Source organism: Algiphilus sp., from assembly GCF_023145115.1.
GTDB lineage: Bacteria > Pseudomonadota > Gammaproteobacteria > Nevskiales > Nevskiaceae > Algiphilus.
Window position 1 is genome coordinate 37,645 of sequence record NZ_JAGLEJ010000013.1, and the last position, 25,748, is coordinate 63,392.

Below are 25,748 nucleotides of genomic sequence, written 5' to 3' on the forward strand. Positions count from 1 at the left end.
CCGTGCTGACCGGTATCGAGCTCACGGTTCCCGCGCTTCTGGTGGCCGGGCTGGCGGCCTCGCCGCACTGCGCGCTGATGTGCGCGGCGGTGGCCGGCGGTGCCGCCCGCGCCGGCGATCCGGCGCATGCATTCCGTGCAGCGATGGTCCTCAACATCGGTCGGGTGGCCGGCTATGCGCTGCTCGGCGCGCTCGCCGGTGCCGTCGGCGGTCTGGTGCTGATGCTGCCTCACGCGGGGTGGGGCGAGGCCCTGCGCCTGCTCGCTGCGGCGGCACTGATCGTACTCGGTGTCCGGCACTGGCGCGGTCGGCGCTCGTGCTGCCCGCGCCGCCGGGTCGGCCCGCGCGGCATGCTGGCCCGCGGCCTGGCGTGGTCGCTGCTGCCGTGCCCGCTCTTCTACGCGGTGCTGGCGCTGGCCGCGCTCGCCGCCGGACCGTTGGCGGGCGCGCTGCTGGCCGGCGCCTTCGGCCTCGGCACGGTCCCGGCGATGGCCGGCCTCGCGTATGGCGGCGGGGTCGTGCCGGCGGCGCGCATGCGCGCCACGGGCGGTGCGTTGATGGTGGGGTTCGGCCTGCTGACCGCGCTCTCCCTGATGCTGCCCGCGGCCTTCCCCCTTCCGCTCTGGTGCGGCTAGCACGGTCGTGACCTGGGTCAACGCCGTGGAGCACGGGACGCCGTAACGTCACGCTTTCATCTCCGACGGACGACGGCATGCTCGAGCTCATCGCTTCCCGACCCGGTGTCGCGCCCCCCGTGCCGCAGCGCGCTGCGGGCACCTACCCGCTGCCCGTGCCGGCGCCGCTGATCGCCTGCTACGACGGCAATGCGCCGCGCTATACCTCCTATCCGACCGCGGCCGAATTCCGTCACGGTTTCGATGACGATGCGTTCCGGTCCGCCATCGCCGCATCGAATCGCCGCGGAGCCGCTCGCGATCTCTCGGTCTACATCCATCTGCCGTTCTGTCGCGAGGCGTGCTGGTACTGCGCCTGTCACCGCAGCATCACGCGGCGTGCCGACCGCGCCGACCGCTACCTGGAAACGCTGCGCGAGGAGATCGCGGCGAAGGCGGCATTGCTGGAGCCGCGTCGCACGCTTCGCCAGCTGCATCTCGGAGGCGGCACGCCCACCTTCTACAGTCCCGCCGCGCTGCGCGATCTGATCGCGTTCCTCGGGACCTGCTTCACGCTGCCCCCCGCGGAGGCGCGCGAGTGGTCGATCGAGATCGACCCGCGTACGGTGACGCCGGAGCAGGCCGCCGAGCTGGTCGGCATGGGCTTCGACCGCGTGTCGCTGGGGATCCAGGACTTCGACCCGCGCGTGCAGCGCGCGATCAACCGGCGCCAGGGAGTCCGCGACGTGCGCCGGGTCGTGGCGGCCCTGCGCGCCGCCGGGACGCAGTCGCTCAGCTTCGACCTCATCTACGGTCTGCCGCACCAGACACCGGCGCGCTTCGCGCGCACGCTGCGCGTGGTACGGGCACTGCGGCCGGACCGCATCTCGGTCTATGCCTATGCGCACATGCCGCGGCGCTTCCGCGTGCAGTCGCTGATGCCCGAGGAAGCGCTGCCGGACCCGGCCACCCGCCTGACCCTGATGGCAACCTGCCACGGCATGCTCACCGAGGCCGGCTATGTGCACATCGGCATGGACCATTTCGCGCTTCCCGACGATGCCCTGGTGCGCGCCATGGTGGGGGGCACGATGCAACGCAACTTCCAGGGCTACAGCACGCACGGCGACTGCGAGCTGCTCGGCTTCGGCGCGAGTGCGATCTCGCACATCGGTGGTGCGCTGGCGCAGAACGCCAGCGATATCGCGTCATGGGAGCGTCGTATCCGGGGCGGCGGCCTGGCGGTTGCACGCGGCCATCGATTGACTGCCGAGGACCATCTGCGCAGCGACATCATCCAGGCGCTGATGTGCCACGGCTACGTCGATATCGCCAGTCTCGAGGAGACGCACGGTATCCGCTTCGACACGCATTTCGGCCATCTGCGCCGCGTGCTCGAGCGCATGGCGGATGACGGTCTGCTGCGGTTCGATCGCTGGTCCCTGTCGCTGACCGAGCGCGGCTGCTTCCTCATGCGCAGCGTCGCGGTCCTGTTCGACGCCTATCGCGGCGCGGATTCGGCGGAGCGGTTCTCGCGCGCGATCTGACGGCGCGGGTATCCGGCGGCGGCTAAACTTGACCGTTCGACCTGCAGCGCCGCATGGCGGCCTGTCGGCACGATGCCTCAGCGCCTCCGGGGATTCCATGTCCGCGTCACCCTTTTCCGTCACCCATGTCTCCGGGGCCGCCCGTCGCGGCCGGCTGCGCCTGGCGCACGGCGAAGTGCAGACACCGGTGTTCATGCCGGTGGGCACGTACGGCACCGTCAAGGCGATGACGCCCGAGGAGCTGCGCGGACTGGGGGCAGAGATCGTGCTCGGCAATACCTTCCATCTGATGCTGCGTCCGGGCGAGGAGACGGTCGCCGCACTGGGCGGGCTGCACCGCTTCATGCACTGGGACGGGCCCATCCTCACCGACTCGGGCGGCTTCCAGGTGTGGAGCCTGTCCACCCTGCGCAAGCTCAGCGAGGAGGGCGTGCAGTTCGCCTCGCCGGTGGACGGCAGCCGGCACTTCCTGACGCCGGAGCGCTCGGTGGCCGTGCAGCACGCGCTGGGGTCGGACATCGTCATGCAGTTCGACGAATGCACCGACTACCCGGCGACCGAGGACGAGGTCCGTGCGTCCATGGAGCTGTCGGCGCGCTGGGCCGCACGCAGCCGCGAGGCGCACGGCGACAATCCCAATCTGCTGTTCGGCATCGTGCAGGGCGGCATGGTGCCGGCGCTGCGCGCCGAGTCGGCCCAGCGCCTGGGCGAGATCGGCTTTCCCGGCTACGCCATCGGCGGTCTGTCGGTGGGCGAGCCCGAGGCCGAGCGCACCCGGGTGCTCGACGCGCTGCTGCCGCTGATGCCCGCGGGCGCTCCCCGCTACCTCATGGGCGTGGGAACGCCGCGCGACCTCGTGGTTGCGGTCGCGCGCGGCGTCGACATGTTCGACTGCGTCATGCCCACCCGCAATGCGCGCACCGGTCAGCTGTTCACCAGCCAGGGCCTGGTCAACATCCGCAACGCGCGCCACCGGACCGATTCCGGGCCGCTGGATCCGGCGTGCGACTGCACGACCTGCGCGCACTACTCGCGCGCCTATCTGCATCACCTGGATCGCTGCAAGGAGATCCTCGGTGCGCGCCTCAACACCATCCACAACCTTGCGTTCTACCTGCGCCTCATGCAGCGCATGCGCGACGCCATCGAGGCGGATGCCTTCGATGCCTTCGCCCGCGACTTCCTCGACAGCCCTGCCGGCCGGCCGCGCGAGCTGCCCGCCTGAGCCGGAGCACGATGGAACCGCCGGACCCCACGGATTCAGGGAGCTGCCGGTACGAGAGACCGGAACGGCGGGGAGCATATTGCTCCGGCGCGTCGCTCCCACAATGCGGGGACAGTATACTTAATTTCCGCGCGTCACTTCTTGTGCCGCAAAAGGGGGGTCACAAGAAATTAAGTATACTGTCCCCGTGCGCCCCGGGAAAAGCAGGGAACCACAGGTTGCACAGATTTCCACAGATTGGCTTGGGTTCTGGTGTGCGCTGACTCTGTCAACGCCACCAGTAAACAATCCCTTCAATCTGTGAAATCTGTGGTTCTCTTTTCATCTGCGGCAATCTGCGGTTTCAAGACCGTCAGCCCGCCAGCGCCGCCTCGATGTCGGCGCGCAGTTTCTCGGGCTTGTCGGTGGGCGCGTAGCGCTTGAGCACGGTGCCGTCCCTGCCGATCAGGAACTTGGTGAAGTTCCACTTGATGGCACCGGTACCCAGCAGGCCGCTCTTCTCCTGCTTGAGATGGCGATAGAGCGGGTGGGCGTCGTCGCCGTTGACGTCGACCTTGGCGAACATCGGGAAGCTGACGTCGTAGGTCGTGCTGCAGAAGCTGGCGATCTCGTCGGCATCACCGGGTTCCTGATGCCCGAACTGGTTGCACGGGAAGCCCAGGATCTCGAAGCCGCGGTCCCGGAAGTCCCGGTAGAGCGTCTCCAGTCCCTTGTACTGCGGCGTGAAACCGCACTTGGAGGCCACGTTGACCACCAGCAGGACCTTGCCCTTGTAGGGCTCGAGCGTTCCCGCGGTGCCGTCCAGGCGCTGCGCTTCGATGTTGAAGATATCCATTGATCCACTCCCGTGTGCCGGTCGGCAGCCTATCACCGGCCGGGGTGCCTCGCGTGGGGCGGTGCGGCGTGTCGAGGACGGCCGGACTTGCCCGTGGCGCGGCACTGTGATTTGTTCTGCAGCGGCGATCCACGGGAGGAGGCGATGGACGGGCTGCACTGGCTCGATTACGCGGTGCTCGCGGGCTATCTGGTGGTCCTGCTGGCGGTGTGCGTGCGCGTGGCGCGGCGCAGCCCGGACGCGGACGAGCTCTTCCTGGCCGGCCGCAGCCTCGGTGTCGGGGTGGTGGGGCTGTCGCTGTTCGCGTCCAACATATCGTCCACCACGCTGATCGGACTGCCCGGCGCGGCGTGGGAATCCGGCATCGCGGTGGCGAACTACGAATGGATGGCCGCGCTGGTGCTGGTGTTCTCCGCCTTCTTCATCGTGCCGCGCCTGTTGCGCGCCCGTGTGACGACGGTTCCGCAGTGGCTGGAGGCGCGCTTCGGCGTCGGCATGCGGCGCTATCTGTCGGCCGTGACGGTGTTCCTGAGCATCGTGCTGGATACCGCGGGCAGCCTCTACGCCGGTGCGCTGGTGCTCCTGATGTTCTTCCCGGCGCTGTCGCTGACGCCGACCATCGTCGTGATCGCCGTGGCCGCGGGGCTGTACACCGCGGCCGGCGGCCTGCGCGCCGTGGCCTACACCGATGTGCTGCAGACCGTGGTGCTGCTGGCCGGCTCGGTGCTGCTCACCGTGATGGTCTTCGGCGAGTTCGACTACTCGTGGTCGGCGGTGAAGGCGGCGCTGCCGCCGGAGCAGCTGTCACTGATCCGGCCGCTGGACGATCCGGCGCTGCCCTGGCTGGGTACGCTCATCGGTCTGCCGGTGCTGGGCTTCTACTACTGGACCATGAACCAGTACGTCTCGCAGCGGCTGCTCGGCGCCCGCGACGAGGCGACCGCCGGGCGCGGCGCCATGCTGGCGGCGGGACTGAAGCTGTTGCCGCTGTTCATCATGGTGCTGCCGGGGGCGATGGCGGCGGCACTGTTCACCGATCTCGACCGTGCCGACATGGTGTTCCCGACGCTGATCGCCGAATACGCGCCGGTCGGGGTGGCGGGGCTGATCCTCGCCGGGCTGCTGGCGGCGATCATGTCGAGCGTGGATTCGGCGCTGAATTCGTCGTCGACCCTGATCTCGGTGGACTTCCTCCAGCCGCGCCGCCCGGACTGGGACGCGCGGCAGATGGCGCGCACCGGTCGCGTGGTCACGCTGTCGCTGATGGCGGTGGCGGCGCTGTGGGCACCCATGATCGACCGCTTCCCGGGGCTCTTCCACTATCTGCAGCAGGGATTCGCCTATGTGGCGTCACCGCTGGTGGCGGTCTTCCTGCTGGGCAGCTTCTCGCGCTGGCTTGGCGCACGGGCGGCGCTGCGCGCCACGGTTACCGGGCATCTGGTCAGCGCGGTGTGGTTCGCCGCCGCGCAGCTCGGCTGGACCGGCATCCACTTCACCATTGTCGCGGGCATCCTGGTAGCGATCACGGCGCTGGCTGCCGCGGCCTGGCAGTGGATCGAGGGCCGCGCCGGCGCGCAGGGCGCGGACACGCTGGCACCGGTCGGGCCGGGTCTGCGCGCACTGCCGCGCGACGTCTACGCGGCCGCCGGCGCGCTGGTGCTGATCACTGCGCTGCTGGTGCTTCTGTTCCGCTGAGCGGCTCGGGTGCCGGTTCGTCGACGGCGGCGAGAAAATCGTCGCCCCAGCGCGCGAGGTTGTAGTACTCGACGATCTCGTAGAGCTGGCGCAGCCGTCCCTCGGCCTCGGCGCGTCCCATGTTGAGGGCCACGTAGAGGGCCGAGGCGAGGTCGTCGGTATCGTGCGGGTTGGTGAGCAGGGCGCCCTTGAGCTCGGCGGCCGCGCCGGCGAACTCGGACAGCACCAGCACGCCGCGCCCGTCGATCGCGCCCTGCACGGCGACGTACTCCTTTGCCACCAGGTTGAGGCCGTCGCGCAGCGGCGTGATCCACATGACGTCGGCCATGGCGTAGTAGGCGACCAGGTCGGCGAAGGGCACCGGGCGGAAGAAGAACTGCACCGGTGTCCAGCCGACCCGGGAGAAGCGCCCGTTGATGCGCCCCACGGCCTGCTCGATGCGCGTCTGCAGCTCGGCGTAGACGCGCATCTCGCGCGCTGCCGGCACGCAGATGGTCATGAGCGTGACCTTGCCCTGCAGCTCGGGCTGGGCGTCGAGCAGCTGCTCGAAGGCGAGCAGCTTCTCCAGCGTGCCCTTGGTGTAGTCCAGGCGCTCGACCGACAGGATCAGCTTGACGCCCGCGACCTCGCTGCGCAGCGCGTCGAGCTTGCCGGCCTCGCGCGCGGCCGTCAGGGCGCCCTGCACGCGCCCCACGTCGAGCCCCACCGGATGGGCCCCCAGCCGCACGACGCGGTCGTTGACCTGGAGCGCGGTGGTGACGTTCTCCAGCCCCATCGCGCAGCCGTAGGTCAGGAAGCGCGGCGCGCAGTGCACGCGGTCGAGAATGATCGACGGCGCGGCGCCGCGCACCACGTCGACGAAGTTCTCGACCTGGCGCGGGATGTGGAAGCCGACGTAGTCGCACTGCAGCAGGCTGCCGACGATCTGGCGCCGCCACGGGATGACGTTGAAGACGTCGGCCGACGGGAAGTAGGTGTGATGGAAGAACGCGATCTTGACGTCGTGACGCAGCTCGCGGAGGTAGGCCGGCACCAGCCACAGGTTGTAGTCGTGGATCCATACCACGGCGCCGGGCGCGGCTTCGCGGGCCGCGGCCTCGGCGAAGATGCGGTTGACGCGCTGGAAGACCTGCCAGTGCTCCTCGCGGAATACCGCGCGTTCCCAGAAGGTGTGCAGCGTCGGCCAGAAGGCTTCCTTGGAGAAGCGCTTGTAGAAGATGTCGACGTCCTGCTTGGTGAGCAGGACGCGCGAGCACACCAGATTGGGATAGGCGTCGTCGTCGACGCTCGTATGGGCCTCGAAGGCACCCTTGCGCGGTTCGTGCGTGGTCCAGGCGACCCATGCGCCCTTGCGACCGCCGCCGAAGAAGCTCAGCAGGGTGGGGATGATGCCGTTGGGTGACTGGTGCGGGCGCCGCTCGAGCACGCCGTTGTCGACGTATTCCTCGTACGGCAGGCGGTGATAGACCACCACCAGATCGGCCTTGCCGGTGTCCGCCGCGCGCGTGTCGATGGCCGATACGCCGCGGTCGCCGAGGAAGCCGAAGTGGGCGATGGCGTCGAGGATGCCGCCGCATCCCGGGCGCTCGGCGTGCAGCACGCGCGCGTTGTTGCGCGTGGCCTCCAGCAGGCCGCTCTCGGATGCCCCCACCGCGACCGCCTTGAAGCCGACCTGCAGCATGGAGAGGTCATTGAGCGTGTCGCCGGCCGCAAGCACCTCGTCCGGGTCGATGCCCAGCTGCCGGACCAGCGCGGTCAGCGAGCTGCCCTTGTTGACCCCGCGCGGCAGGACATCGAGATAGAGATCGGCGGAGTACAGGAGGTCGCAGTCCAGGGCCTCGACGGCGGCGCGGACCTCCTCGGTCACGGCATCCTCGTCGCAGAAGTACGAGCAGCGGCGTTCCTGCGGCAGCGCCTGGCGCTCGAGTCCGGGAAAGCCGTTCATGACTTCGACCACCGCCTGCTCGCCGGGCCAGTGTTCCTCGATGTGCGCCTGCATCGGCTGGATGGGCTGGCGCGTGTGGCCGTCCACCACCGTTGCACCGACGTCGCAGATCACGTAGTCCGGCGTCGGGATGGCGGGATCGTCCAGCAGCGGCATGACCGCTTCCAGCCCGCGCCCGGTGACATACGCGAGCTGGATGTCCGGGTGCCGGTCGATCAGATAGTAGAGGCGGTGGCGGTCCTCCGCCGTGCCGGCCAGGAAGGTGCCGTCGAGATCGGTTGCGAGGAGCATGTCATCTATTCTGACCGCAAACGCGCGACGCTGCCGCCCCGGCCCCGCCGTTCAGGGATGCCCGTAGGCGCTCGGCGGTGGCTCCTCGTCGCTCGGCGGCTCCTCCGAAGCCGGTGCCGGCGGGGCCGTCGGTTCGCCCGCGAGCACGGCGCTGATGCGTTCCTCGGCCTCCATCTCCAGTTCGGCATCGGCATCGGGCATCCATTCATCGGAGGGCTCGGAGGTCTCGTCCTCGGCCAGCAGCTCCATGACCGCGGCCGATGTGCGCACCATCGGTACGAAGTTGCTCGACTGATCCCCGGCAATGGTCGCATCGGCCCGGCGGGGCAGCGCATACCAGCCCGCGAACCACGCGATCGGCACCAGCAGGGCCGCGAAGAACAGCAGCAGGCTGCCCGGCCCCATCATGCCCATGAACCAGCCCGCCAGGACGGGACCGAGCGCGGCGCCGGCGCCGTGGAGCAGCAGCAGCCAGCTGCTGCCGCCGATCAGCTGGTCGCTCTCCAGCCAGTCCGAAAGGTGCGCCGCGCACAGCGGATAGATCGCGAAGGCCATGCCGCCGTAGAGCAGCATCATCGGGAAGATCGCCATCGGCACGCGCTCCAGCAGCAGCGCGGCGACGACCGCCATGAGGGCGCCGCCGGCCGCGACCTCGCCCATCACGCGCCGCCGGTCGTGGTTGTCCGAGTAGCGTCCCACCGGGAGCTGGAGCAGTGCTCCGCCGACGATGGTCAGGCTCATCAGCGCGGCCACGCCGCGCTCGTCAAGGCCGATGCGCTGCGCGAACAGCGGCCCCATGCCCCAGAACGCACCCATCACCAGGCCGGAGCCGAAGCCGCCCACCACCGCCACCGGCGCAGCGCGCTGGATCACCCAGTACGACACCCGCTTGGCGTCGGACACGCTCGGCTGGCCGAGCTGGGTCATCGCCACCGGCACCAGCGACAGCGCCACCAGGATGGTGATCAGCGAGAACAGCTCGAAGCTCGTCGGCGATCCGGCCAGGATGAGCCACTGACCGGCCGCCAGGGCCATCAGGTTGACGATCATGTAGACCGCGAAGACGCTGCCGCGGCTCTCGGTGCTTGCCTGAGCGGTGAGCCAGCTCTCGATGACGTTGTACAGCCCGACCACCGTGATGCCGGTGAGCACGCGCAGCAGGCCCCAGAACCAGGGATCCACCCAGATGGCGTGCAGCACCGCCGTGCACGAGGCCACCGCCGCGAAGATCGCGAAGGCGCGGATGTGCCCGACCCGCCCGATGATCGCGGGCGCGACCACCGTGCCCAGCAGGAAGCCCACGAAATAGCACGACATCACCAGGCCGATGACGCCGGTGCTGAACCCTTCCAGGCCGCCGCGCACCGCCAGCAGGGTGCCGAGCAGGCCGCTGCCCAGCAGAAGCAGCGCGACGCCGCCGAGCAGAGCCGAAATCGGGAGGATGCGCGAGGTCATGCGGCTGCGGTACGAAAAAGGGCGAGCGCGATTCTATCGCGCCCGCCCGGTGGTGATGCCCATTGCTGCCACCGTTCCGGGCGGCAGCGTTTCCACGGTCAGAAGTAGTAGCCGACGTTGACGTTGAATCGGCTGTTCCAGTCGTCGGTATCGCCCACCATCGAGCCACCGATGAAGGGCTGGTTCTGCGCCACGATGAAGTCGAAGTAGGCGAAGACGCCGCCCGCCACCACCGAGAAGCCGGTGACGTTCATGGTGGTGTCTTCCAGATCCTGCGACTTGTCGGTCACCAGGCTGTAGTCGTTGTAGAACTGCACGGCGCTGATCGGACCGATGGAAACGTCCACGTTGTAGGCCACGTTGGCCGTGTAGATCGTCGACTCCGCCGGGATCGCATCGAGGAAGCTGTAGGCGCCGACCGTCATGATCTCGGCGCCGGAGTCGAGGTCGTACTCGTAGTCGGCGGCCTGCAGCATGATGTTGAAGGGACCGTAGTTGCCGTTGATGTGCGCGGCGTAGGCCTGGTAGTCGCCGGCCGAGCCGCTGCCGCTCTTCAGCGAGCCGAACAGGCCCGAGAGCCCGAACTCGGTACCGCCTGCCGTGTAGGTCGCCCGCAGCGAGCCGGTGTTCGCCTCGGCGAGCTCGGTGCCGTTGACGTCGTCGCCGATGACATCGTACGAGTAGCGATCCGCACGGTTGTCGACGAAGCCGTCGATGCCGCCCTGCTCGTCGTTCTTGAAGAAGCCGATCTGCAGGCCGATGGGGCCGAGATCGCCGTCGGCCACCGCGCCGAAGTCGTAGTCGTCCTCGAGCCCCACGTAGTAGGCGCTGCTGAAGAAGAAGTTGTGCGAGTTGTAGGGGCGCACGCCGAAGGGCACCTGCTGGATGCCGATGCGGCCCTGCCAGGAATCGCTGAAGTCATAGCCCACCCACGCGTGGTGGATGACCTCCATGTACTGGTAGTAGCGCCACTCGGCCGACAGGATGACGTCGCCGACCGAGCCATCCAGGTTGATGCGGAAGGTATCCAGATCCAGGTCGCCGCCACGGTTGCGGTTCTGCGGCACGTAATCCTCGAAGCTGTACTGGAAGCGCACTGCGCCGCCGACGCTGATGCCGTCCTCCTTTTCCTCGGCCTGCACGCCCCCCGCCGCGGTCGCGATGGCGGCGGCGATCATCCAGGCTCCATAGTTGCGTCTCATGCTCATCCCCTCTTTCTCGTTGGAAGAATCCGGAGCGTGCGGGCGCGACGCTCCATCCTCGCGGCGGCCGGCCGCGGGTGCGACCGGCAGCCTCGATGGGTTTCGGGATGGAGAACCGGCGCGGTCGGGATCGGTCGGCACCGCGGCGCGGCCCCGGAAGGCCCTGCGAGCGGTTCGGCGATGTCGTCCATCCGCGTGTCTCCCCGGCGCGGCATCTGGCGGATGCCGACGTCCCCCCAGTCCTGATTGCACCCTAACGGTGCGGCGCGGCGATTGCAAAGCCCTTGCAGGGGGCCGGAACGCGCAAGGGGCCTTGCGGCCCCTTGCACGCTGCCCGACGTCGTGGGTTCAGGCGGCGTCGAGCAGGCTGGCCGAACGGCCCATGACCGGGCCGGCCGGCAGCGCGGCGGTCCGGCACAGCGTCACCGCGTGCGGCAGCAGGCGGGTGGCGAAGTGGTGCGCGGTCACCTGCTTGCCCTCGGCGAAGCCGGCGTCGCCACGGTCGTCGGCGGCGCGCACCATGCGCAGCCAGGCGTGGCCCAGCGCCACCAGCGCGAAGGCGCGGAGGAAGTCGCAGCAGCCGTAGGCGGCGTCGTTGGGGTCTTCGCGGAAGCCGTCCTGGAAGGTCCTGGTGGTGGCCTCGACCGCCTCCAGCGCCTCGCGCAGCGGCGCCACCAGCCAGTCGGGTCCGCCGGCGTCGAGGTCGGTCCGCACGCGCTCGAAGAAGCGGTCGGGCAGGCGGCCGCCGTGCAGCTGCAGCTTGCGGCGCACCAGGTCCATGGCCTGGATGCCGTTGGTGCCCTCGTAGAGCGCGAGGATCTTGCTGTCGCGGATGATCTGCTCGATGCCGTGCTCGCGGATGAAGCCGTGGCCGCCGTACACCTGTACGGCCAGCGAGCCGAGCTCGAAGGCGGCGTCGGTGAGGAAGGCCTTGACCAGCGGCGTCATCAGCTCGACGTAGTCCTGCGCGGCCTCGCGCTCGGCGGCGTCGCCGTGGCGGTGGGCAATGTCGACGTGCATCGAGGTGTCCAGCGCCATCACGCGGCCGGCCTCGGTGTAGGCGCGCATGGTGAGCAGCATGCGCCGGACGTCGGGGTGATCGACGATGGTGTCGCCGCCGCCGAAGGTCTTGCCCTGCTTGCGCTCGCCGGCATAGGCGAGGGCGTTCTGGGTGGCCAGCTCGCACTGGCCGAGGCCCTGGAAGCCGACCATGATGCGCGCCAGGTTCATCATGATGAACATGTTCTGGATGCCCTGGTTGGGCTCGCCCACCAGCCATCCCTGGGCGCCGTCGAAGCCCATGGTGCAGGTCGAGGAGGCGTGGATGCCCATCTTGTGCTCGATGGACACGCAGCGCAGCTTGTTGCGCTCGCCGATGCTGCCGTCGTCGTTGACCAGGAACTTCGGCACCACGAAGGTCGACAGCCCCTTGATGCCGGCGGGGGCATCGGGCAGACGGGCCAGTACCAGGTGGATGATGTTGTCGGTCATCTGGTGCTCGCCGCCGGTGATGAAGATCTTCATCCCCTCGAGCGAATAGCTGCCGTCGTCGTTCGGCGTGGCCCTGGTCTTGACCGCGGCGAGGTCGGAGCCGGCCTGCGGCTCGGTGAGGCACATCGTGCCGGACCATTCGCCGGTGCCGAGCTTGGGCAGGTAGCGCGCCTTGATCTCGTCGGTGGCCACCGCCTCGATGGCCTCGAAGCAGCTGCTGGTCAGGCCGGGATAGAGCGCGAAGGCGACGTTGGCGCCGCACAGCATCTCCTCGACGACCTTCGACAGCACGTAGGGCAGGCCCTGGCCGCCGTACTCGGGCGGGCTCGCGAGGCCGACCCAGCCGGACTCGGCGTAGCGCTGGTAGGCCTCCTTCATGCCCTCGGGCAGGATGACCTCGCCGTCCTCCCAGCGCGCGCCGGTCTCGTCGGCGCTCTCGCGAAGCGGCGCGATCTCGCCCTCGACGAACTTCGCGGCCTCGTCCACCACACCGTCGATGATCTCGCCGGTGGCCTCCTCGAGGCCCGGCAGCTCGGCCAGTCGGTCGACGCCGAGCACGTCGTGCAGGACGAACAGCAATTCTTTCTGGGGAACCTTGTACTGGGCCATTGCTACCTCGGCGTGGGCGTTGGAGAGCCGCCAATTATCGCAGCCTCCGCGCGCGCTCGCGCGACGGGCGCGATGCCACTGGGACAACACCGGCCCACGGCGCGCAGGGGCGGGCGCCCTGGTCTGGCATACTCCCGATGTTCGAGCGCCCGCCCGCGCGGGTGCCCCCCCGTCCACCGAGGAGTCTTCGCACGTGTTCGATGCCGTGATCGGAACCGCCTACGCCCAGACACAGGGCGCGGCTGAGCCCAACGCCTTCATGAGCTTCCTGCCGCTGATCCTGCTGATCGTGGTGTTCTACTTCCTGCTGATCCGTCCGCAGATGAAGCGCAACAAGGAGCACCGCAACATGCTCGCCAGCCTGTCGATCGGCGACGAGGTCATCACCGGCGGCGGCGTCGCCGGCCGCGTCCAGGCGCTGGGCGAGACCTTCGTGTCGGTCGAGATCGCCGACGGCGTGGTCGCCAAGATCCAGAAGCAGTCCATCGCCAGCGTACTGCCCAAGGGCTCGCTCTCCGAGAGCTGAACGCCCGCAACGGTCCGCCGGCGGGGTGCCGACAGGGCGCCCCGCCGCTCCGCACGCCTCCATAGCGTCCGCCACCATGAAGCCCTTTGCCGTCTGGAAGTATCTGATCCTCGCCGTCGCGCTGGTGGCGGGCGCGGTCTACGCGCTGCCCAATCTGTTCGGTCAGGATCCCGCCATCCAGGTGTCGCGCACCGACGACACCGCCGTATCCGGTCAGGTCGCGCAGCGCGTCGACGAGGCGCTGGCGGAAGAGGGACTGGCCGTGCGCTCGGCGCGCGAGGTCGACGGCCAGTACATGGTGCGCATGGCCTCCAGCGACGACCAGCTCGCTGCCGCCGAGCTGCTGCGCCCGATGCTGGGCCGGGACTTCGTGGTGGCGCTCAACATGGCCTCGCGCACGCCCGGGTGGCTGCTGGAGATCGGCGCCCAGCCGATGAATCTGGGACTGGACCTGCGCGGTGGCGTGCACTTCCTGCTGGAGGTCGACATCCCGGCGGCGCTGGACAGCGCCGCCGAACGCTACCTGACCGATCTTCCGGCCTATCTGCGCACCGAGAACATCCGCTACAGCGGCCGCAAGCTCGAGGACGGCACGGTCACGCTCGAGTTCGCCAACGTCGAGCGGCGCGATGCCGCCGCCGACGCGCTGCGCGGCGAGTTCGCCGAGCTGGCCATCGAGACGCAGGACGGGCCGCCGCGCATCGAGGCCGGGCTGAGCGAGAGCGAGCGCGAGCGCATCAGCGACTTCGCCGTGCGCCAGAACCTCACCACGCTGCGCAATCGCGTCAACCAGCTGGGCGTCGCCGAGCCGCTGGTGCAGCGACAGGGCGAGGACCGCATCGTGGTGCAGCTGCCCGGCGTGCAGGACACCACCCGCGTCAAGGATCTGCTCGGCGCCACCGCGACGCTGGAGTACCGCGCCGTCGACCAGGATGGCGATGCCCAGCGGGCCGCGCGTACCGGCTCGGTGCCCTTCGGCAGCGAGCTCTTCTATTCCCGCGACGGGCGGCCGGTGCTGCTCAAGCGCGAGGTCATCGCCAGCGGCAATCAGCTGGTCGACGCCCAGTCCACGATCGATCAGGAATCCGGCACGCCGGCGGTATCGGTCACCCTGGACGGCACCGGCGCCAAGCGGATGTTCGAGTTCACGCAGCAGAACGTCGGCAATCCGATGGCGGTGCTGTACCGCGAGACCGAGGTCGTCACCACCTACAACGCCAAGGGCGAGCCCATCCGCGAGACCAACGAGGTCGAGGAGGTCATCTCCATCGCGACCATCCGCGGCGTCTTCGGCAAGCGTTTCCAGACCACCGGCCTGACCAGTAACGAGGCGCACGATCTGGCGCTGCTGCTGCGCTCCGGCGCGCTGGCAGCGCCCATCATGATCGTCGAGGAGCGCACCGTCGGCCCGAGCCTGGGTGCCGACAACATCGCGCAGGGCCAGCTGGCCGCGGTCGCCGGCCTGATCGCGGTGCTGCTGTTCATGGCGGTGTACTACCGCGTGTTCGGGCTCCTCGCCAACGTGGCGCTGGTGTTCAACCTGATGCTGATCGTGGCGGCGATGTCGCTGATCCAGGCCACGCTGACCATGCCGGGCATCGCCGGCATCGTGCTGACCCTGGGCATGGCAGTGGACGCCAACGTGCTGATCTACGAGCGCATCCGCGAGGAGATCTACCGCGGCACGCCGGCACTGCAGGCCATCGACGCCGGCTACGACCGCGCCTTCCTGACCATCGCGGACTCGCAGATCACCACGCTGATCGCGGCCGTGGTGCTGTTCGCGCTCGGCTCGGGTCCGGTCAAGGGCTTCGCCGTGACGCTGTCCATTGGTATCGCCACGTCGATGTTCACCGCCATCGTCGCGACCCGCGCGCTGGTACACATCGTCTACGGCCGGCGCGCGCGCATGGCCGACCTGCCCATCTAGTCGAGGTTCGCCGTGCGTCTGTTCAAAAGCTACCCCGACGTCGACTTCATGCGTCTCCGGCGTCCCGCCGGACTGTTCTCGATCGCGCTGCTGCTCGCCTGCGTCGTGCTGCTGGTCACGCGCGGACTGAATCCGGGCATCGACTTCAGCGGCGGCGTGCTGGTCGAGCTCGGCTATCCCGAATCGGTGGAGCTGTCGACCGTGCGCGAGGCGCTGGCCGAAGCCGAGCTGGGTTCCGCCAGCGTGCAGTACTTCGGCACGCAGACCGACGTGCTGGTGCGCATGGCACCGGAGGACACCGAGAACACCGCCGAGATCAGCGAGCGCGTGCTCAATGCGCTGCGCGCCGTCGGGCAGGATCCCGAGGTGCGCCGCATCGAGTTCGTGGGCGCCGCGGTCGGCGACGAGCTGGCCGTCGACGGCGCACTGGCTGCGCTGTTCGCGCTCATCGGCATCCTGATCTACGTGGCCTTCCGCTTCGAGTGGAAGTTCGCGGTCGGCGCCATCGCCGCCACCGCGCACGACGCCATCGTGGTGCTGGGCTGGTTCTCGCTGCTCGGTCTCGAGTTCGATCTCACCGTGCTGGCGGCCGTGCTCGCCACCATCGGCTATTCGCTCAACGACACCATCGTGGTCTACGACCGCGTGCGCGAAACCTTCCTGGACCTGCGTCGCAGCGAGCCGGTGGATGTCATCAACACCGCGGTCAACCAGACCCTGGCGCGCACCATCGTCACCAGCGGCACGACCCTTCTGGTGCTGTTCGCGCTGTTCTTCTTCGGTGGCAGCGTGGTGCACAACTTCAGCGTCGCGCTGATCGTCGGCATCCTGGTGGGCACCTACTCGTCGATCTTCATCGCCAGCGGCATCCTGCCCGCGCTCGGCGTCAAGCACGAGGATCTGCTGCCGCCCCAGGACGACGACGAAGTCGACCAGATGCCCTAGCAGTGGGGTCTCCGGAAACGCTTCGGAACCACCGATTTCACGGATTGAGGGGATTGTCGACTGGTGGCGCTGACAAGGTCAGCGCCACCAGGGCCGAAGGAATCCGTGTGAATCCGTGGTTCGAGCTTCAGCCGGCCGAAGGCTCGACGCTGTCCGCCAGCAGCCGGCCCAGCGCCGAGTGCACGGCGAGGTTGCCGGCGAGCACGTTGCCGGTGTCCATGACGTCCTTGCGGCCGTAGAGCTCGGTGACGGTGCCGCCGGCCTCGCGCACCAGCAGCACGCCGGCGGCGATGTCCCAGGGCTTCAGTGCCGTCTCCCAGAATCCGTCCAGCCGCCCGCGGGCGACCCAGGCGAGGTCGAGCGCGGCAGAGCCGGCGCGCCGGATGCCGGCGGTGGCGTTGAGCACCGCGCCCATCTGCGGCAGGTAGCGCTGCACGCGGTCCTCGTCGCGGAAGGGCGCGCCGGTGCCGATCAGGCTGCGCTCCAGACTGTCGGTACGCGAGACGCGGATGCGCCGCGCATTGCACTGCGCGCCACCGCCCGCCGTGGCGGTGTAGAGGTCATTGCTGTTGGGATCGTAGATCACGCCGTGCGCGAGCTTGCCGCGGTAGGTGATGCCGATCGACACCGCGTAGTGCGGGATGCCGTGCAGGAAGTTGGTGGTGCCGTCGAGCGGATCGATGATCCATACCGTCTCGGCGTCGGCCTTGCCGGATGTGCCGCCTTCCTCGCCGAGCACGCCGTGATCCGGATAGTAGCGCCGGACGATGCGCGTGATCTCGGCCTCGGCGGCGCGATCGACCTCGGACACGAAGTCGCTCTTGCCCTTGGCCGTGACCGTCAGCCGGTCGGTCTGGTGCGCGTGGCGCAGAATGATGTGTCCCGCGGCGCGTGCTGCCTGCACCGCCACATTGACCAATGGATGCACGGATAGAGACCGATGAAAGAGCCGCAAACGGGCGCGCAGCATAGCAAAAGCGGCCTGTCACCCCTGGATTCGCTGCGCGTGGTGCTGGTGCGCACGCAGCATCCGGGCAATGTCGGTGCCACCGCGCGCGCCATGAAGACCATGGGCCTGCGCGATCTCGTGCTGGTCGCGCCGCAGCGCCCGCCCGACGATCGCAGCCGGGCCATGGCCAGCGGCGCGCTCGACGTGCTGGAGCACATGCGCATCGTCGAGACGCTGCCCGAGGCGCTGGCCGACTGCGCCACCGCGGTCGGCGTGTCGGCGCGCCGGCGCGGCATCTCGGTGGCGGTGCACGATGCCCGCAACTGGGCGACCGACTGGGCGCGCGGTGCCGCCGACGCACGCACCGCGCTGGTCTTCGGCGCGGAGCGCACCGGCCTGACCAACGCGGAGCTGGCCCTCTGCCAGCAGGCCGTGCAGATCCCGGCCGACCCCGACTACGCCTCGCTCAATCTCGCCCAGGCCGTCCAGGTGCTGGCCTACGAGGCGCGCATGGCGGCCGTCGGCGGACTGCGCGGCTCGCGCGGCAGGCAGCCGGCCGATCACGCCACCATGGAAGGGGTGTACGCCCATCTAGAGGACATGCTGGTGGAGGTCGGCTTCCTCGACCCCGCCAATCCGCGCCATCTCATGCGGCGTCTGCGCCGCCTGCTGGCAAGAGCCACGCCGGATCCGGTCGAGGCGAACATCCTGCGCGGCATCTTCAGCGCCGTGCAGAAGCGGCTGCGGTAGCGCCCGTCACTGCGGGAACCGCGGCAGGGCTGGGGACAGTATATTTATTTCCTGTCGCATCGGAGCCAGCGCAGCCAACTTCGCAGGAAATAAATATACTGTCCCCTTAATGGGCGGATTCCCACGGATTATGGGGTTCTGGTGTGCGCTGACTGTGTCAGCGCCACCAGTGAACAATCCCCTACATCCGTGACATCTGTGGTTCTAGCGCTTTTGCGCCCGCGGCGATCCGCCCGCCGCCCCGCACACGCTCTAGAATGCGCGGTCCCCCTCCCCGAGGAGTCAGCATGTTCCGGACCATGCGCGAGGATATCCAGAGCGTCTTCGACCGCGATCCCGCGGCACGCAACGTCTGGGAAGTCCTGACCTGCTATCCGGGGCTTAAGGCGCTCTGGGGGCACCGCATCAGTCACTGGCTGTGGCGGCACGGCCTGCGCTGGCTGGCGCGCATGAATTCGCAGCTGGCGCGCTTCCTCACCGGCATCGAGATCCACCCGGGTGCGCGCATCGGGCGGCACTTCTTCATCGACCACGGCATGGGGGTGGTGATCGGCGAGACCGCCGACATCGGCGACAACGTCACCCTGTACCACCAGGTCACGCTTGGTGGCACGACGTGGGACGCCGGCAAGCGGCATCCGACGCTGGAGGACAACGTGGTGGTCGGCGCCGGGGCCAAGGTCCTGGGGCCGATCACCGTCGGCGTCGGCGCGCGCGTGGGATCGAACTCGGTGGTCGTGCGCGACGTGCCCGCCGCCGCCACCGTTGTGGGCATTCCCGCACGCGTGGTGTCGAAGGCGCGCGAGCCCAGCGAGCGCGTCGCGGCGCTGGCCGCGCGCATGGGCTTCGATGCCTACGGCCTCTCGCGCGACATGCCGGACCCGGTGGCCGACGCCCTCAACGCCATGCTCGACCACATGCAGACGCTCGACGAGCGCGTCATCGCGCTGTGCGACACGCTCGCCAGGCGCGGCGAGGAAGCGCCGCCGGCCGACATCGAGCCCATCGAGAAGCCCGAGTTCTGCCGTGAGCAGGAGGAGCAGACCGAGGCCGGCGCGCAGGATGACGACAAGGAATCCGGCGGGCGCGGCGCTGTCTGATCGGTGAGGTGCAGGCGCGGGGAACGGTGAACCGCATATTGCGCGGATTCAAAAGCGCTAGAACCACAGATTTCACGGATGTAGGGGATTGTTCACTGGTGGCGCTGACAAAGTCAGCGCACACCAGAGACCAATAATCTGTGGGAATCTGTGTAATCTGCGGTTCCCTGTTTTCCATTCTGCGGAATCTGCAGTCGCCCTTCCGGCCGGCCCAGGCTCGAGTTCGCCAGGAGCACTGATGCCCGTCTACTTCGACCACAACGCCACCACGCCGCTGCACCCCGAGGCGCTCGAGGCAATGCAGCCGCATCTGACCCGGCCCTTCGGCAACCCGGCCAGCGTGCATCGCTTCGGGCGCGCCGCGCACGCCGCGGTGCAGCGCGCGCGCGACGAGGTCGCTGCGCTGCTGGGCTGTCGCGCCACCGAGGTGGTGTTCACCAGCGGCGGCACCGAGTCCGACAACCTCGCGGTCAAGGGCGTGGCGGCCGCGCAGCCGGGTCGTGCGGTGCTCTATGGCGCCACCGAGCACCCCGCGGTGCTGGAGGCCGCCGAGGCGCTCCGCGCGACCGGCACGCCGGTCGAGGTCATTCCGGTGGGCACCGACGGTCATCCCGACTGGCAGTGGCTGGAGGCGCGGCTGGTGCACGGCGACGTGGCGCTGGTCTGCCTGATGGCGGCCAACAACGAGACCGGCGTCGTCCAGGACATCGCCCGCGCCGCGCGGCTCGCCCACGCCCACGACGCACTGCTGCATGTCGATGCGGTGCAGGCCGCCGGCAAGATGCCGCTCGACTTCGCGGGCGTCGACATCGACCTGCTGGCCGTTTCGGCCCACAAGCTCTTCGGCCCGCGCGGCGTCGGGGCGCTGATCGTGCGCGCCGGCGTCACCGTGCAGCCGCTGCACCACGGCGGCGGCCACGAGGACAACCTGCGCAGCGGCACCCTCAACGCGCCCGGCATCGTCGGTTTCGGCGCCGCCTGCCGGCTCGCGCAGCAGGGCATGGCGGAGCGCGATGCGCATTGCCGGGCGCTGCGGGACCGGCTCGAGGCCGGCCTGGGCGCCATGGACAACGTCACGATCTTCGCGCGGGAGCAGGAACGTCTGGCCAATACCTGCCAGTTCGCGCTGCACGGCTTCGACGGCGAGGCCATGGTCATGGCCTTCGACCGCGAAGGCTTCGCGGTGTCGTCAGGGTCGGCCTGCCACAGCGAGCACGGCGCACCCAGCCACGTGCTGATGGGCATGGGCATCGAGCACGACCTCGCCAAGGCGGCGGTGCGGGTCAGCGTGGGGCCGGACAACACCGAAGCCGATATCGACAACCTCCTGGCCGCGCTGTCGCGGATCCGGGAAACCCCGATGGCGGCGGTGGCAGCGGTCTGACGCGGTGACCATCTACCTCGACCACGCCGCAACCACGCCGCTGGCGTCCGAAGCCTGGGCAGTCATGCGCGCGCACCTGGCGCCGGGCGCGGAACACGCCAATGCGGCGTCCGACCACGCCCCGGGCGCGCGCGCCGCCGAGGCGGTCGCCGCCGCGCGCGCGCAGGTGGCGGCACTGATCGGCGCCCGACCCGACGAGATCGTGTTCACCTCGGGTGCCACCGAGGCCGACAACCTCGCGCTCAAGGGCAGCCTGGACTATCTGGGCGGTGGTCACGTCGTGACCACCCGCATCGAGCACAAGGCCGTGCTCGATGTCGCGCAGCATCTGGAGACGCTCGGCACGCCGGTGACGCGCGTGGCGCCCGGGGCCGACGGGCGGGTCACCGCCGAGGCGGTGGCCGCGGCCATGCGCCCGGACACCGCGCTGGTCTCGGTAATGTGGGTCAACAACGAGACCGGCGCCGTCAATCCGGTGCCCGAGATCGCGCGGCTGTGCGCCGAGCGCGCGGTCCGCTTCCACACCGACGCCGCTCAGGCGGCCGGACGCGTGCCCATCGATGTCGGCGCCGTGCCGGTCTCGCTCCTCAGCCTGTCGGCGCACAAGTGCTACGGGCCCCAGGGCATCGGCGCGCTCTACGTCCGCCGCCGGCCGCGGGCGCGCGTGACCCCGCAGCAGCACGGCGGCGGGCACGAGCAGGGCATGCGCTCGGGCACGCTGCCCACGCACCAGATCGCCGGCTTCGGCGCTGCCGCCGCGCTCGCCGCCGCGCGGGTGGATGCCGACGCCGCCCATGCCCGCGCGCTGGCGGATCGCCTGCGCGCGGGCCTCGCGCCGCTGCCGGGCCTCCTGGTCAACGGCGACCCGGCAGTGTGTGTGCCGCACATCGTCAACATCGGATTCGATCGCGTGCACGGCGAGGCGCTGCGCGCGGCCACCGCCGAGCTGGCGGTGGCCTCGGGGTCGGCGTGCTCGGCGGCGGCCGCCGAGTCGAGCTACGTGCTGCGCGCGCTCGGTCGCGACGACCGGCAGGCCGGCGCCGCGCTGCGCATCTCGACCGGCCGAGACACGACCCTCGCGCAGATCGATCGCGCCGTGGCCGTGATCGGCGAAGCGGTGACGCGTCTGCGCGCGATCGCGGCATGAGCGCATCCGCGGCGATCGGGCCGGAACGCTACCCGCCGGCGGTGTGGCAGCGCTTCGCCGCGCCCGCGCACGCCGGTGCCCCTCCGGAAGCGGTGAGCGCCTGCGCCCGCGATGCGGCGCATCAGCTCGAGATCGGCTTCCACGCCGGGGCCCGGGGCGTGCGCTTCAGCGCCGTGGGATGCCCGACCACCATCGCCGTGGCCGACTATTGCGCCGAGATCTGGAGCGCGGCCGGCGAGCCGCCATCGACGCAGGCTATCGTCGATGCCCTTGAAATCGCGGAAGACCGTCGCCACTGTGTGCGGTTGTGCGAGGATGCCGTTCGCGCGCTGCAGGCGCGCATGGCCGAATCGCCATCCCGCGAAGTTCACCGGAACAGGCAGGCATCATGAGCATCTCCGTCACCCAGGCCGCAGCAGACCGCATCCGCCGTCAGCTTGCCGAGCGCGGGCAGGGCATAGGCCTGCGCGTGGGCGTGACCACGACCGGCTGCTCGGGCAACGCCTACAAGCTCGACTACGCCGACGAGATCGGTGAGCACGACGTCACCTTCGAGGAGAACGGCGCCACCGTGGTGGTCGCCAGGCGCGATCTCCCCATGCTGGACGGCCTGCGCGTCGATTTCCGGCGCGAGGGGCTGAACGAGGTCTACCGCTTCGACAACCCCAATGCCACCGGGCTCTGTGGCTGCGGCGAGAGCTTCCACTACCAGGAAGAGAACGCCGCGACCTGATTCGGCCCGGCCGCCGCCGGGAACGCCCCGCTCGGCTGGTGGTCCATGCGGGGCACGGTTAGAATGGCGGGCTTTGTCGGATGCGCCGGTACCGGCCGTGTCCCCCCGCACTATCCCTAACCTGGAGTTCCTTGCATGGCGGTCGAACGCACCCTTTCCATCATCAAGCCCGACGCGGTGGCGGCCAACGTCATCGGCGAGATCTACAGCCGCTTCGAGCAGGCCGGCCTGAAGATCGTCGCGGCGCGCATGCTGCACCTGACCCGCAGCGAGGCGGAGGGTTTCTACGAGGTGCACCGCGAGCGGCCGTTCTTCACCGATCTGGTCAACTTCATGGTCAGCGGTCCCGTGGTCGTGCAGGTGCTGGAAGGCGAGGACGCGGTGTCGCGCAACCGCGAGATCATGGGCGCCACCAACCCCAAGGAAGCCGCCCAGGGCACGATCCGCGCCGACTACGCGCAGTCCATCGACGAGAACGCCGTGCACGGCTCGGACAGCGCCGAGAACGCCGCGCGCGAGATCGCCTACTTCTTCCGCGCCACCGAGATCGCGCCGCGTACGCGATAGGGCCATCGTGAGCGGCGACACCATCAATCTGTTCGGGCACGATCGCGCCGGTCTGCGCGACGTGCTCGACGGCATGGGCGAGAAGCCCTTCCGTGCGGACCAGATCATGCAGTGGATCTACCGCCACGGCGTCGCCGATTTCGAGGCCATGACCAACATCTCGCGCCCGCTGCGGGCGCGACTCGCCGAGCACTGCACGGTGGACGCCCCCGAGGTGCTGGCGCACCAGGAATCCACCGACGGCACCCGCAAGTGGGTGCTGCGCGTGGGCGAGACGGCCGACGGCCAGGCCGTGGAGACCGTCTTCATCCCGGAAGGGCAGCGCGGCAGCGAGCGTTACCGCGGCACCCTGTGCATCAGCAGCCAGGTGGGCTGCGCCATGGACTGCAGCTTCTGCTCCACCGGCAAGCAGGGACTGTCGCGCAACCTCACCGCGGCCGAGATCGTCGCCCAGCTCTGGTTCGCCGCGCACGCGCTCGGCGGCAGCGGCGACCTGCACAACCAGCGCGCCATCACCAACGTGGTGTTCATGGGCATGGGCGAGCCGCTGGCCAACTACCAGGCCGTTCTCACCGCCATCCGCATCTTCCTGGACGATTTCGGCTTCGGTCTGTCCAAGCGGCGCGTGACGGTGTCGACCTCCGGGCTGGTGCCGTTCATGGACCGCCTGCGAAGCGACTGCGACACCGCGCTCGCGGTCAGCCTGCACGCCCCCGACGACGCGCTGCGCGACGAGCTGGTGCCGATCAACCGCAAGTACCCGCTCGATGAGCTCATGGCCGCGTGCCGGCGCTACACCACCGAGCGCGGGCACAAGGCGCACATCGTCTACGAGTACGTCATGCTCGACGGCGTCAACGACACCGATGCGCACGCGCGCGCGCTCGGCCGCCTGCTCGGCGATCTGCCGGCGAAGGTCAATCTCATTCCGTTCAATCCCTTCCCCGGCGCGCCCTACCAGCGCTCGCCGGCGGCGCGCGTCGACGCCTTCGCCGAGCAGCTGCGCCGGCGCCGCATCATCACCACGGTGCGCCGGACGCGCGGCGACGACATCGACGCCGCCTGCGGCCAGCTGGTCGGCCGCGTGACCAGCCGTCAGAAGAACCGGCTGGGGGGTGTCCCGGTGGTGAGCGCATGACGCACCGCCTGCCCGCAAGCGTGCTGCTGATCGCGGGCGCGCTGGCCGTATCCGCCTGCGTCAGCACCGGCGGTCCGCGTGGTGCCGATGCGCGCGAAGCCGCACGCGCCAACACCGAGCTCGGTGCCGGCTATATCCGCCGCGGCCGCAACGACGCCGCGCGCGAGAAGCTGGAGAAGGCGCTGACGCTCGACGACCGCTATGCGCCCGCGCATGCCACCTATGCGCTGCTGCTGGCGCGGCAGGGCGAGGACGCCGGCGCCGACAACCATTTCCGGCAGGCGCTGCGGCTGGCGCCGGAGGATCCGGACATCCGCAACAACTACGGCGCCTATCTGTGCGCGCGCGGCCGTGCCGACGCCGCCGTCGAGCAGTTCGCGCGCGCCGCCGAAGTGCCGGGCTACGTGGGCCGTTCCACGGCCCTGACCAACGCCGGCCTGTGCCTGCGCGACGCCGACCCCGCACGCGCCGAGGGCTTCCTGCGCCGGGCGCTCGAAGCCAATCCGCAGAATCCCACCGCGATGGCGCAGCTGGCCTGGGTGAGCTACCGGCAGGGCGAGTACATGAGCGCGCGCGCCTTCCTCTCGCGCTACGATCGGATTGCAGACCCGTCGGCGGAAGTGCTCTGGCTGGGGGCGCAGACCGAGGCCGCGCTGGGCGACCATCAGGCGGCAGCGGAATACCGCAATCAACTCGCGGCACAATATCCGGATTTCGAAGCGCCCGCGCTCGCCGCGCCGCCGTCGCAGCCCAACAGCGACACACCATGACCGATACCGAAACCGACACCGCCCGGCCGCGCGCGCCGGAACCCGAAGCCGCGGGCGAAGCGACTGCGGCGACCGCTTCGCCCGGCGAGATGCTGCGCGAGGCACGCGAGGCACGCGGCATCTCGGTCGCCGATCTGGCGGAGGCGTCCAAGCTGCCCCAGGCCACCATCATGGCGCTGGAGTGCGACGACTTCGAGATTCTCAAGGAACCGGTCTACGTCCGCGGCTACTACCGCAAGTGCGCGCTGACGCTCGAAACCGACGTCGATGCCGTGGTCGGCGCCTACGAGCGCAAGGCCCGCCCCGCAGCGCCGGCGCTGCCCGACAAGATCCCGGTGGTGGCCGGTGGCGGCGTGTCCTTCGTGCGCCGGCTGCTCCAGCTGCTGCTCATCCTGGTGGTGATCGGCCTGTTCGCCATGGTCGGCTGGTGGCTGCTGCAGACGCCGGTGACCGACGGCACCGCCACCGGCGACCCCCTCTTCGGCACCAGCGAGGAAGAGCGCCCGGCTGCCGGTGACGAATCCGGCGCGGCGGAAGCCGCGGACGCCGCGGATGCGACGACGGCGGCGCCGGCCGAATCCGGTGCGGAGGCCGCACCCGGCAGCGAAGCGGTGGCCGAGGCCCCCGCCGCCGGCACCGATACCGGCGAGGCGGCCGGTTCGCCGGTCCTGAGCCTGCGTTTCGAGGAGAACTCCTGGCTGCGCGTGCGCGATGCGGGTGGCCGGACCCTGATCAACGATCTGATGAACGCCGGCAGCAGCGAGCGCATCGAGGGCGAGACCCCGCTGACGCTCTTCGTCGGCTACGCGCCCGGCACCGATGCGCGCTGGCGCGGCGAGCGGGTCGATCTGGCCGCGGTCACGCGCAGCAACAACACGGCCGAGATCACGCTCGAGTAGC

At 69.7% G+C, this 25,748-nt stretch carries 23 protein-coding genes; 17 read left to right on the forward strand and 6 right to left on the reverse strand.

Annotated elements, in window-relative coordinates:
• Positions 1-2: 2 nt before the first annotated feature.
• The 3 genes from KAH28_RS04200 to tgt all read left to right on the forward strand — a co-directional run bounded on the left by KAH28_RS04200 (position 3) and on the right by tgt (position 3,386).
• Positions 3-635 carry a sulfite exporter TauE/SafE family protein gene (locus KAH28_RS04200; protein WP_290574565.1) on the forward strand — a complete coding sequence of 211 codons (633 nt, stop codon included), beginning with the start codon at positions 3-5 and terminating at the stop codon, positions 633-635.
• A 77-nt stretch (positions 636-712) separates the two neighbouring features.
• Complete coding sequence (hemN, locus tag KAH28_RS04205; RefSeq protein ID WP_290574567.1) at positions 713-2,161, forward strand: oxygen-independent coproporphyrinogen III oxidase; 1,449 nt, start codon at positions 713-715, stop codon at positions 2,159-2,161.
• 97 nt (positions 2,162-2,258) lie between these two features.
• Positions 2,259-3,386: a tRNA guanosine(34) transglycosylase Tgt gene (tgt, locus tag KAH28_RS04210; RefSeq protein ID WP_290574569.1), complete on the forward strand. Its 1,128-nt coding sequence runs from the start codon at positions 2,259-2,261 to the stop codon at positions 3,384-3,386.
• 352 nt (positions 3,387-3,738) lie between these two features.
• Here tgt and KAH28_RS04215 read toward each other — a convergent pair whose 3' ends face one another.
• On the reverse strand, positions 3,739-4,221 hold the full coding sequence (locus tag KAH28_RS04215; RefSeq protein ID WP_290574571.1) for a glutathione peroxidase: 483 nt from the start codon (positions 4,219-4,221) through the stop codon (positions 3,739-3,741).
• A 144-nt stretch (positions 4,222-4,365) separates the two neighbouring features.
• On the opposite strand from KAH28_RS04215, the gene KAH28_RS04220 reads away from it, so the two are divergent.
• Positions 4,366-5,916 carry a sodium/solute symporter gene (locus KAH28_RS04220; RefSeq protein WP_290574573.1) on the forward strand — a complete coding sequence of 517 codons (1,551 nt, stop codon included), beginning with the start codon at positions 4,366-4,368 and terminating at the stop codon, positions 5,914-5,916.
• Here the strand turns inward: KAH28_RS04220 and ggpS are convergent.
• From ggpS to KAH28_RS04240, 4 genes are all read right to left on the reverse strand, one after another.
• Positions 5,885-8,152 carry a glucosylglycerol-phosphate synthase gene (gene ggpS / locus KAH28_RS04225; RefSeq protein ID WP_290574575.1) on the reverse strand — a complete coding sequence of 756 codons (2,268 nt, stop codon included), beginning with the start codon at positions 8,150-8,152 and terminating at the stop codon, positions 5,885-5,887. The two genes, KAH28_RS04220 and ggpS, sit on opposite strands and share 32 nt — an antisense overlap.
• Positions 8,153-8,203: 51 nt before the next feature.
• On the reverse strand, positions 8,204-9,607 hold the full coding sequence (locus KAH28_RS04230) for an MFS transporter (RefSeq protein ID WP_290574577.1): 1,404 nt from the start codon (positions 9,605-9,607) through the stop codon (positions 8,204-8,206).
• Between the two features lie 98 nt (positions 9,608-9,705).
• Positions 9,706-10,809 carry a hypothetical protein gene (locus KAH28_RS04235; protein ID WP_290574578.1) on the reverse strand — a complete coding sequence of 368 codons (1,104 nt, stop codon included), beginning with the start codon at positions 10,807-10,809 and terminating at the stop codon, positions 9,706-9,708.
• 348 nt (positions 10,810-11,157) lie between these two features.
• The gene (locus KAH28_RS04240; RefSeq protein WP_290574579.1) at positions 11,158-12,909 is read right to left on the reverse strand and encodes an acyl-CoA dehydrogenase family protein; all 1,752 of its coding nucleotides are present in this window, start codon (positions 12,907-12,909) and stop codon (positions 11,158-11,160) included.
• Between the two features lie 259 nt (positions 12,910-13,168).
• Here KAH28_RS04240 and yajC point away from each other — a divergent pair, with 259 nt between their 5' ends.
• From yajC to secF, 3 genes are all read left to right on the forward strand, one after another.
• A complete protein-coding gene (gene yajC / locus KAH28_RS04245) occupies positions 13,169-13,435 on the forward strand; it encodes a preprotein translocase subunit YajC (RefSeq protein ID WP_366918120.1) in 267 nt (88 codons plus the stop codon).
• A 76-nt stretch (positions 13,436-13,511) separates the two neighbouring features.
• A complete protein-coding gene (gene secD, locus KAH28_RS04250) occupies positions 13,512-15,365 on the forward strand; it encodes a protein translocase subunit SecD (RefSeq protein ID WP_290574581.1) in 1,854 nt (617 codons plus the stop codon).
• Positions 15,366-15,413: 48 nt separating this feature from the next.
• Positions 15,414-16,310, forward strand: coding sequence for a protein translocase subunit SecF (secF, locus tag KAH28_RS04255; RefSeq protein ID WP_366918121.1), 897 nt, complete (start codon positions 15,414-15,416; stop codon positions 16,308-16,310).
• Positions 16,311-16,437: 127 nt separating this feature from the next.
• Here secF and KAH28_RS04260 read toward each other — a convergent pair whose 3' ends face one another.
• Entirely contained in the window at positions 16,438-17,280 is an 843-nt protein-coding gene (locus KAH28_RS04260; RefSeq protein WP_290574583.1) for an inositol monophosphatase family protein, read from the reverse strand.
• Between KAH28_RS04260 and KAH28_RS04265 the strand changes: the two genes are divergently transcribed.
• From KAH28_RS04265 to KAH28_RS04310, 10 genes are all read left to right on the forward strand, one after another.
• A complete protein-coding gene (locus tag KAH28_RS04265; protein ID WP_290574584.1) occupies positions 17,251-18,009 on the forward strand; it encodes an RNA methyltransferase in 759 nt (252 codons plus the stop codon). The genes KAH28_RS04260 and KAH28_RS04265 overlap by 30 nt on opposite strands.
• A 287-nt stretch (positions 18,010-18,296) precedes the next feature.
• Positions 18,297-19,109, forward strand: coding sequence for a serine O-acetyltransferase (gene cysE, locus KAH28_RS04270; protein ID WP_290574585.1), 813 nt, complete (start codon positions 18,297-18,299; stop codon positions 19,107-19,109).
• Between the two features lie 238 nt (positions 19,110-19,347).
• Positions 19,348-20,493, forward strand: a complete 1,146-nt coding sequence (locus tag KAH28_RS04275) for a cysteine desulfurase family protein (protein WP_290574587.1) — start codon at positions 19,348-19,350, stop codon at positions 20,491-20,493.
• A gap of 4 nt (positions 20,494-20,497) precedes the next feature.
• Entirely contained in the window at positions 20,498-21,640 is a 1,143-nt protein-coding gene (locus KAH28_RS04280) for an aminotransferase class V-fold PLP-dependent enzyme (RefSeq protein WP_290574588.1), read from the forward strand.
• Positions 21,637-22,032 carry a hypothetical protein gene (locus tag KAH28_RS04285; protein ID WP_290574590.1) on the forward strand — a complete coding sequence of 132 codons (396 nt, stop codon included), beginning with the start codon at positions 21,637-21,639 and terminating at the stop codon, positions 22,030-22,032. The genes KAH28_RS04280 and KAH28_RS04285 overlap by 4 nt, the downstream gene beginning before the upstream one ends.
• Positions 22,029-22,373 (forward strand): iron-sulfur cluster assembly accessory protein, encoded by a 345-nt coding sequence (locus tag KAH28_RS04290; RefSeq protein WP_290574592.1) that lies wholly within the window; start codon positions 22,029-22,031, stop codon positions 22,371-22,373. The genes KAH28_RS04285 and KAH28_RS04290 overlap by 4 nt, the downstream gene beginning before the upstream one ends.
• 135 nt (positions 22,374-22,508) lie before the next feature.
• A complete protein-coding gene (gene ndk, locus KAH28_RS04295) occupies positions 22,509-22,940 on the forward strand; it encodes a nucleoside-diphosphate kinase (protein ID WP_290574593.1) in 432 nt (143 codons plus the stop codon).
• A 22-nt stretch (positions 22,941-22,962) separates the two neighbouring features.
• A complete protein-coding gene (gene rlmN, locus KAH28_RS04300; protein WP_366918122.1) occupies positions 22,963-24,078 on the forward strand; it encodes a 23S rRNA (adenine(2503)-C(2))-methyltransferase RlmN in 1,116 nt (371 codons plus the stop codon).
• The gene (gene pilW, locus KAH28_RS04305; protein WP_290574597.1) at positions 24,075-24,848 is read left to right on the forward strand and encodes a type IV pilus biogenesis/stability protein PilW; all 774 of its coding nucleotides are present in this window, start codon (positions 24,075-24,077) and stop codon (positions 24,846-24,848) included. The genes rlmN and pilW overlap by 4 nt, the downstream gene beginning before the upstream one ends.
• Positions 24,845-25,747, forward strand: a complete 903-nt coding sequence (locus KAH28_RS04310) for a helix-turn-helix domain-containing protein (protein WP_290574599.1) — start codon at positions 24,845-24,847, stop codon at positions 25,745-25,747. The genes pilW and KAH28_RS04310 overlap by 4 nt, the downstream gene beginning before the upstream one ends.
• The last annotated feature ends 1 nt before the right edge of the window (position 25,748 follow it).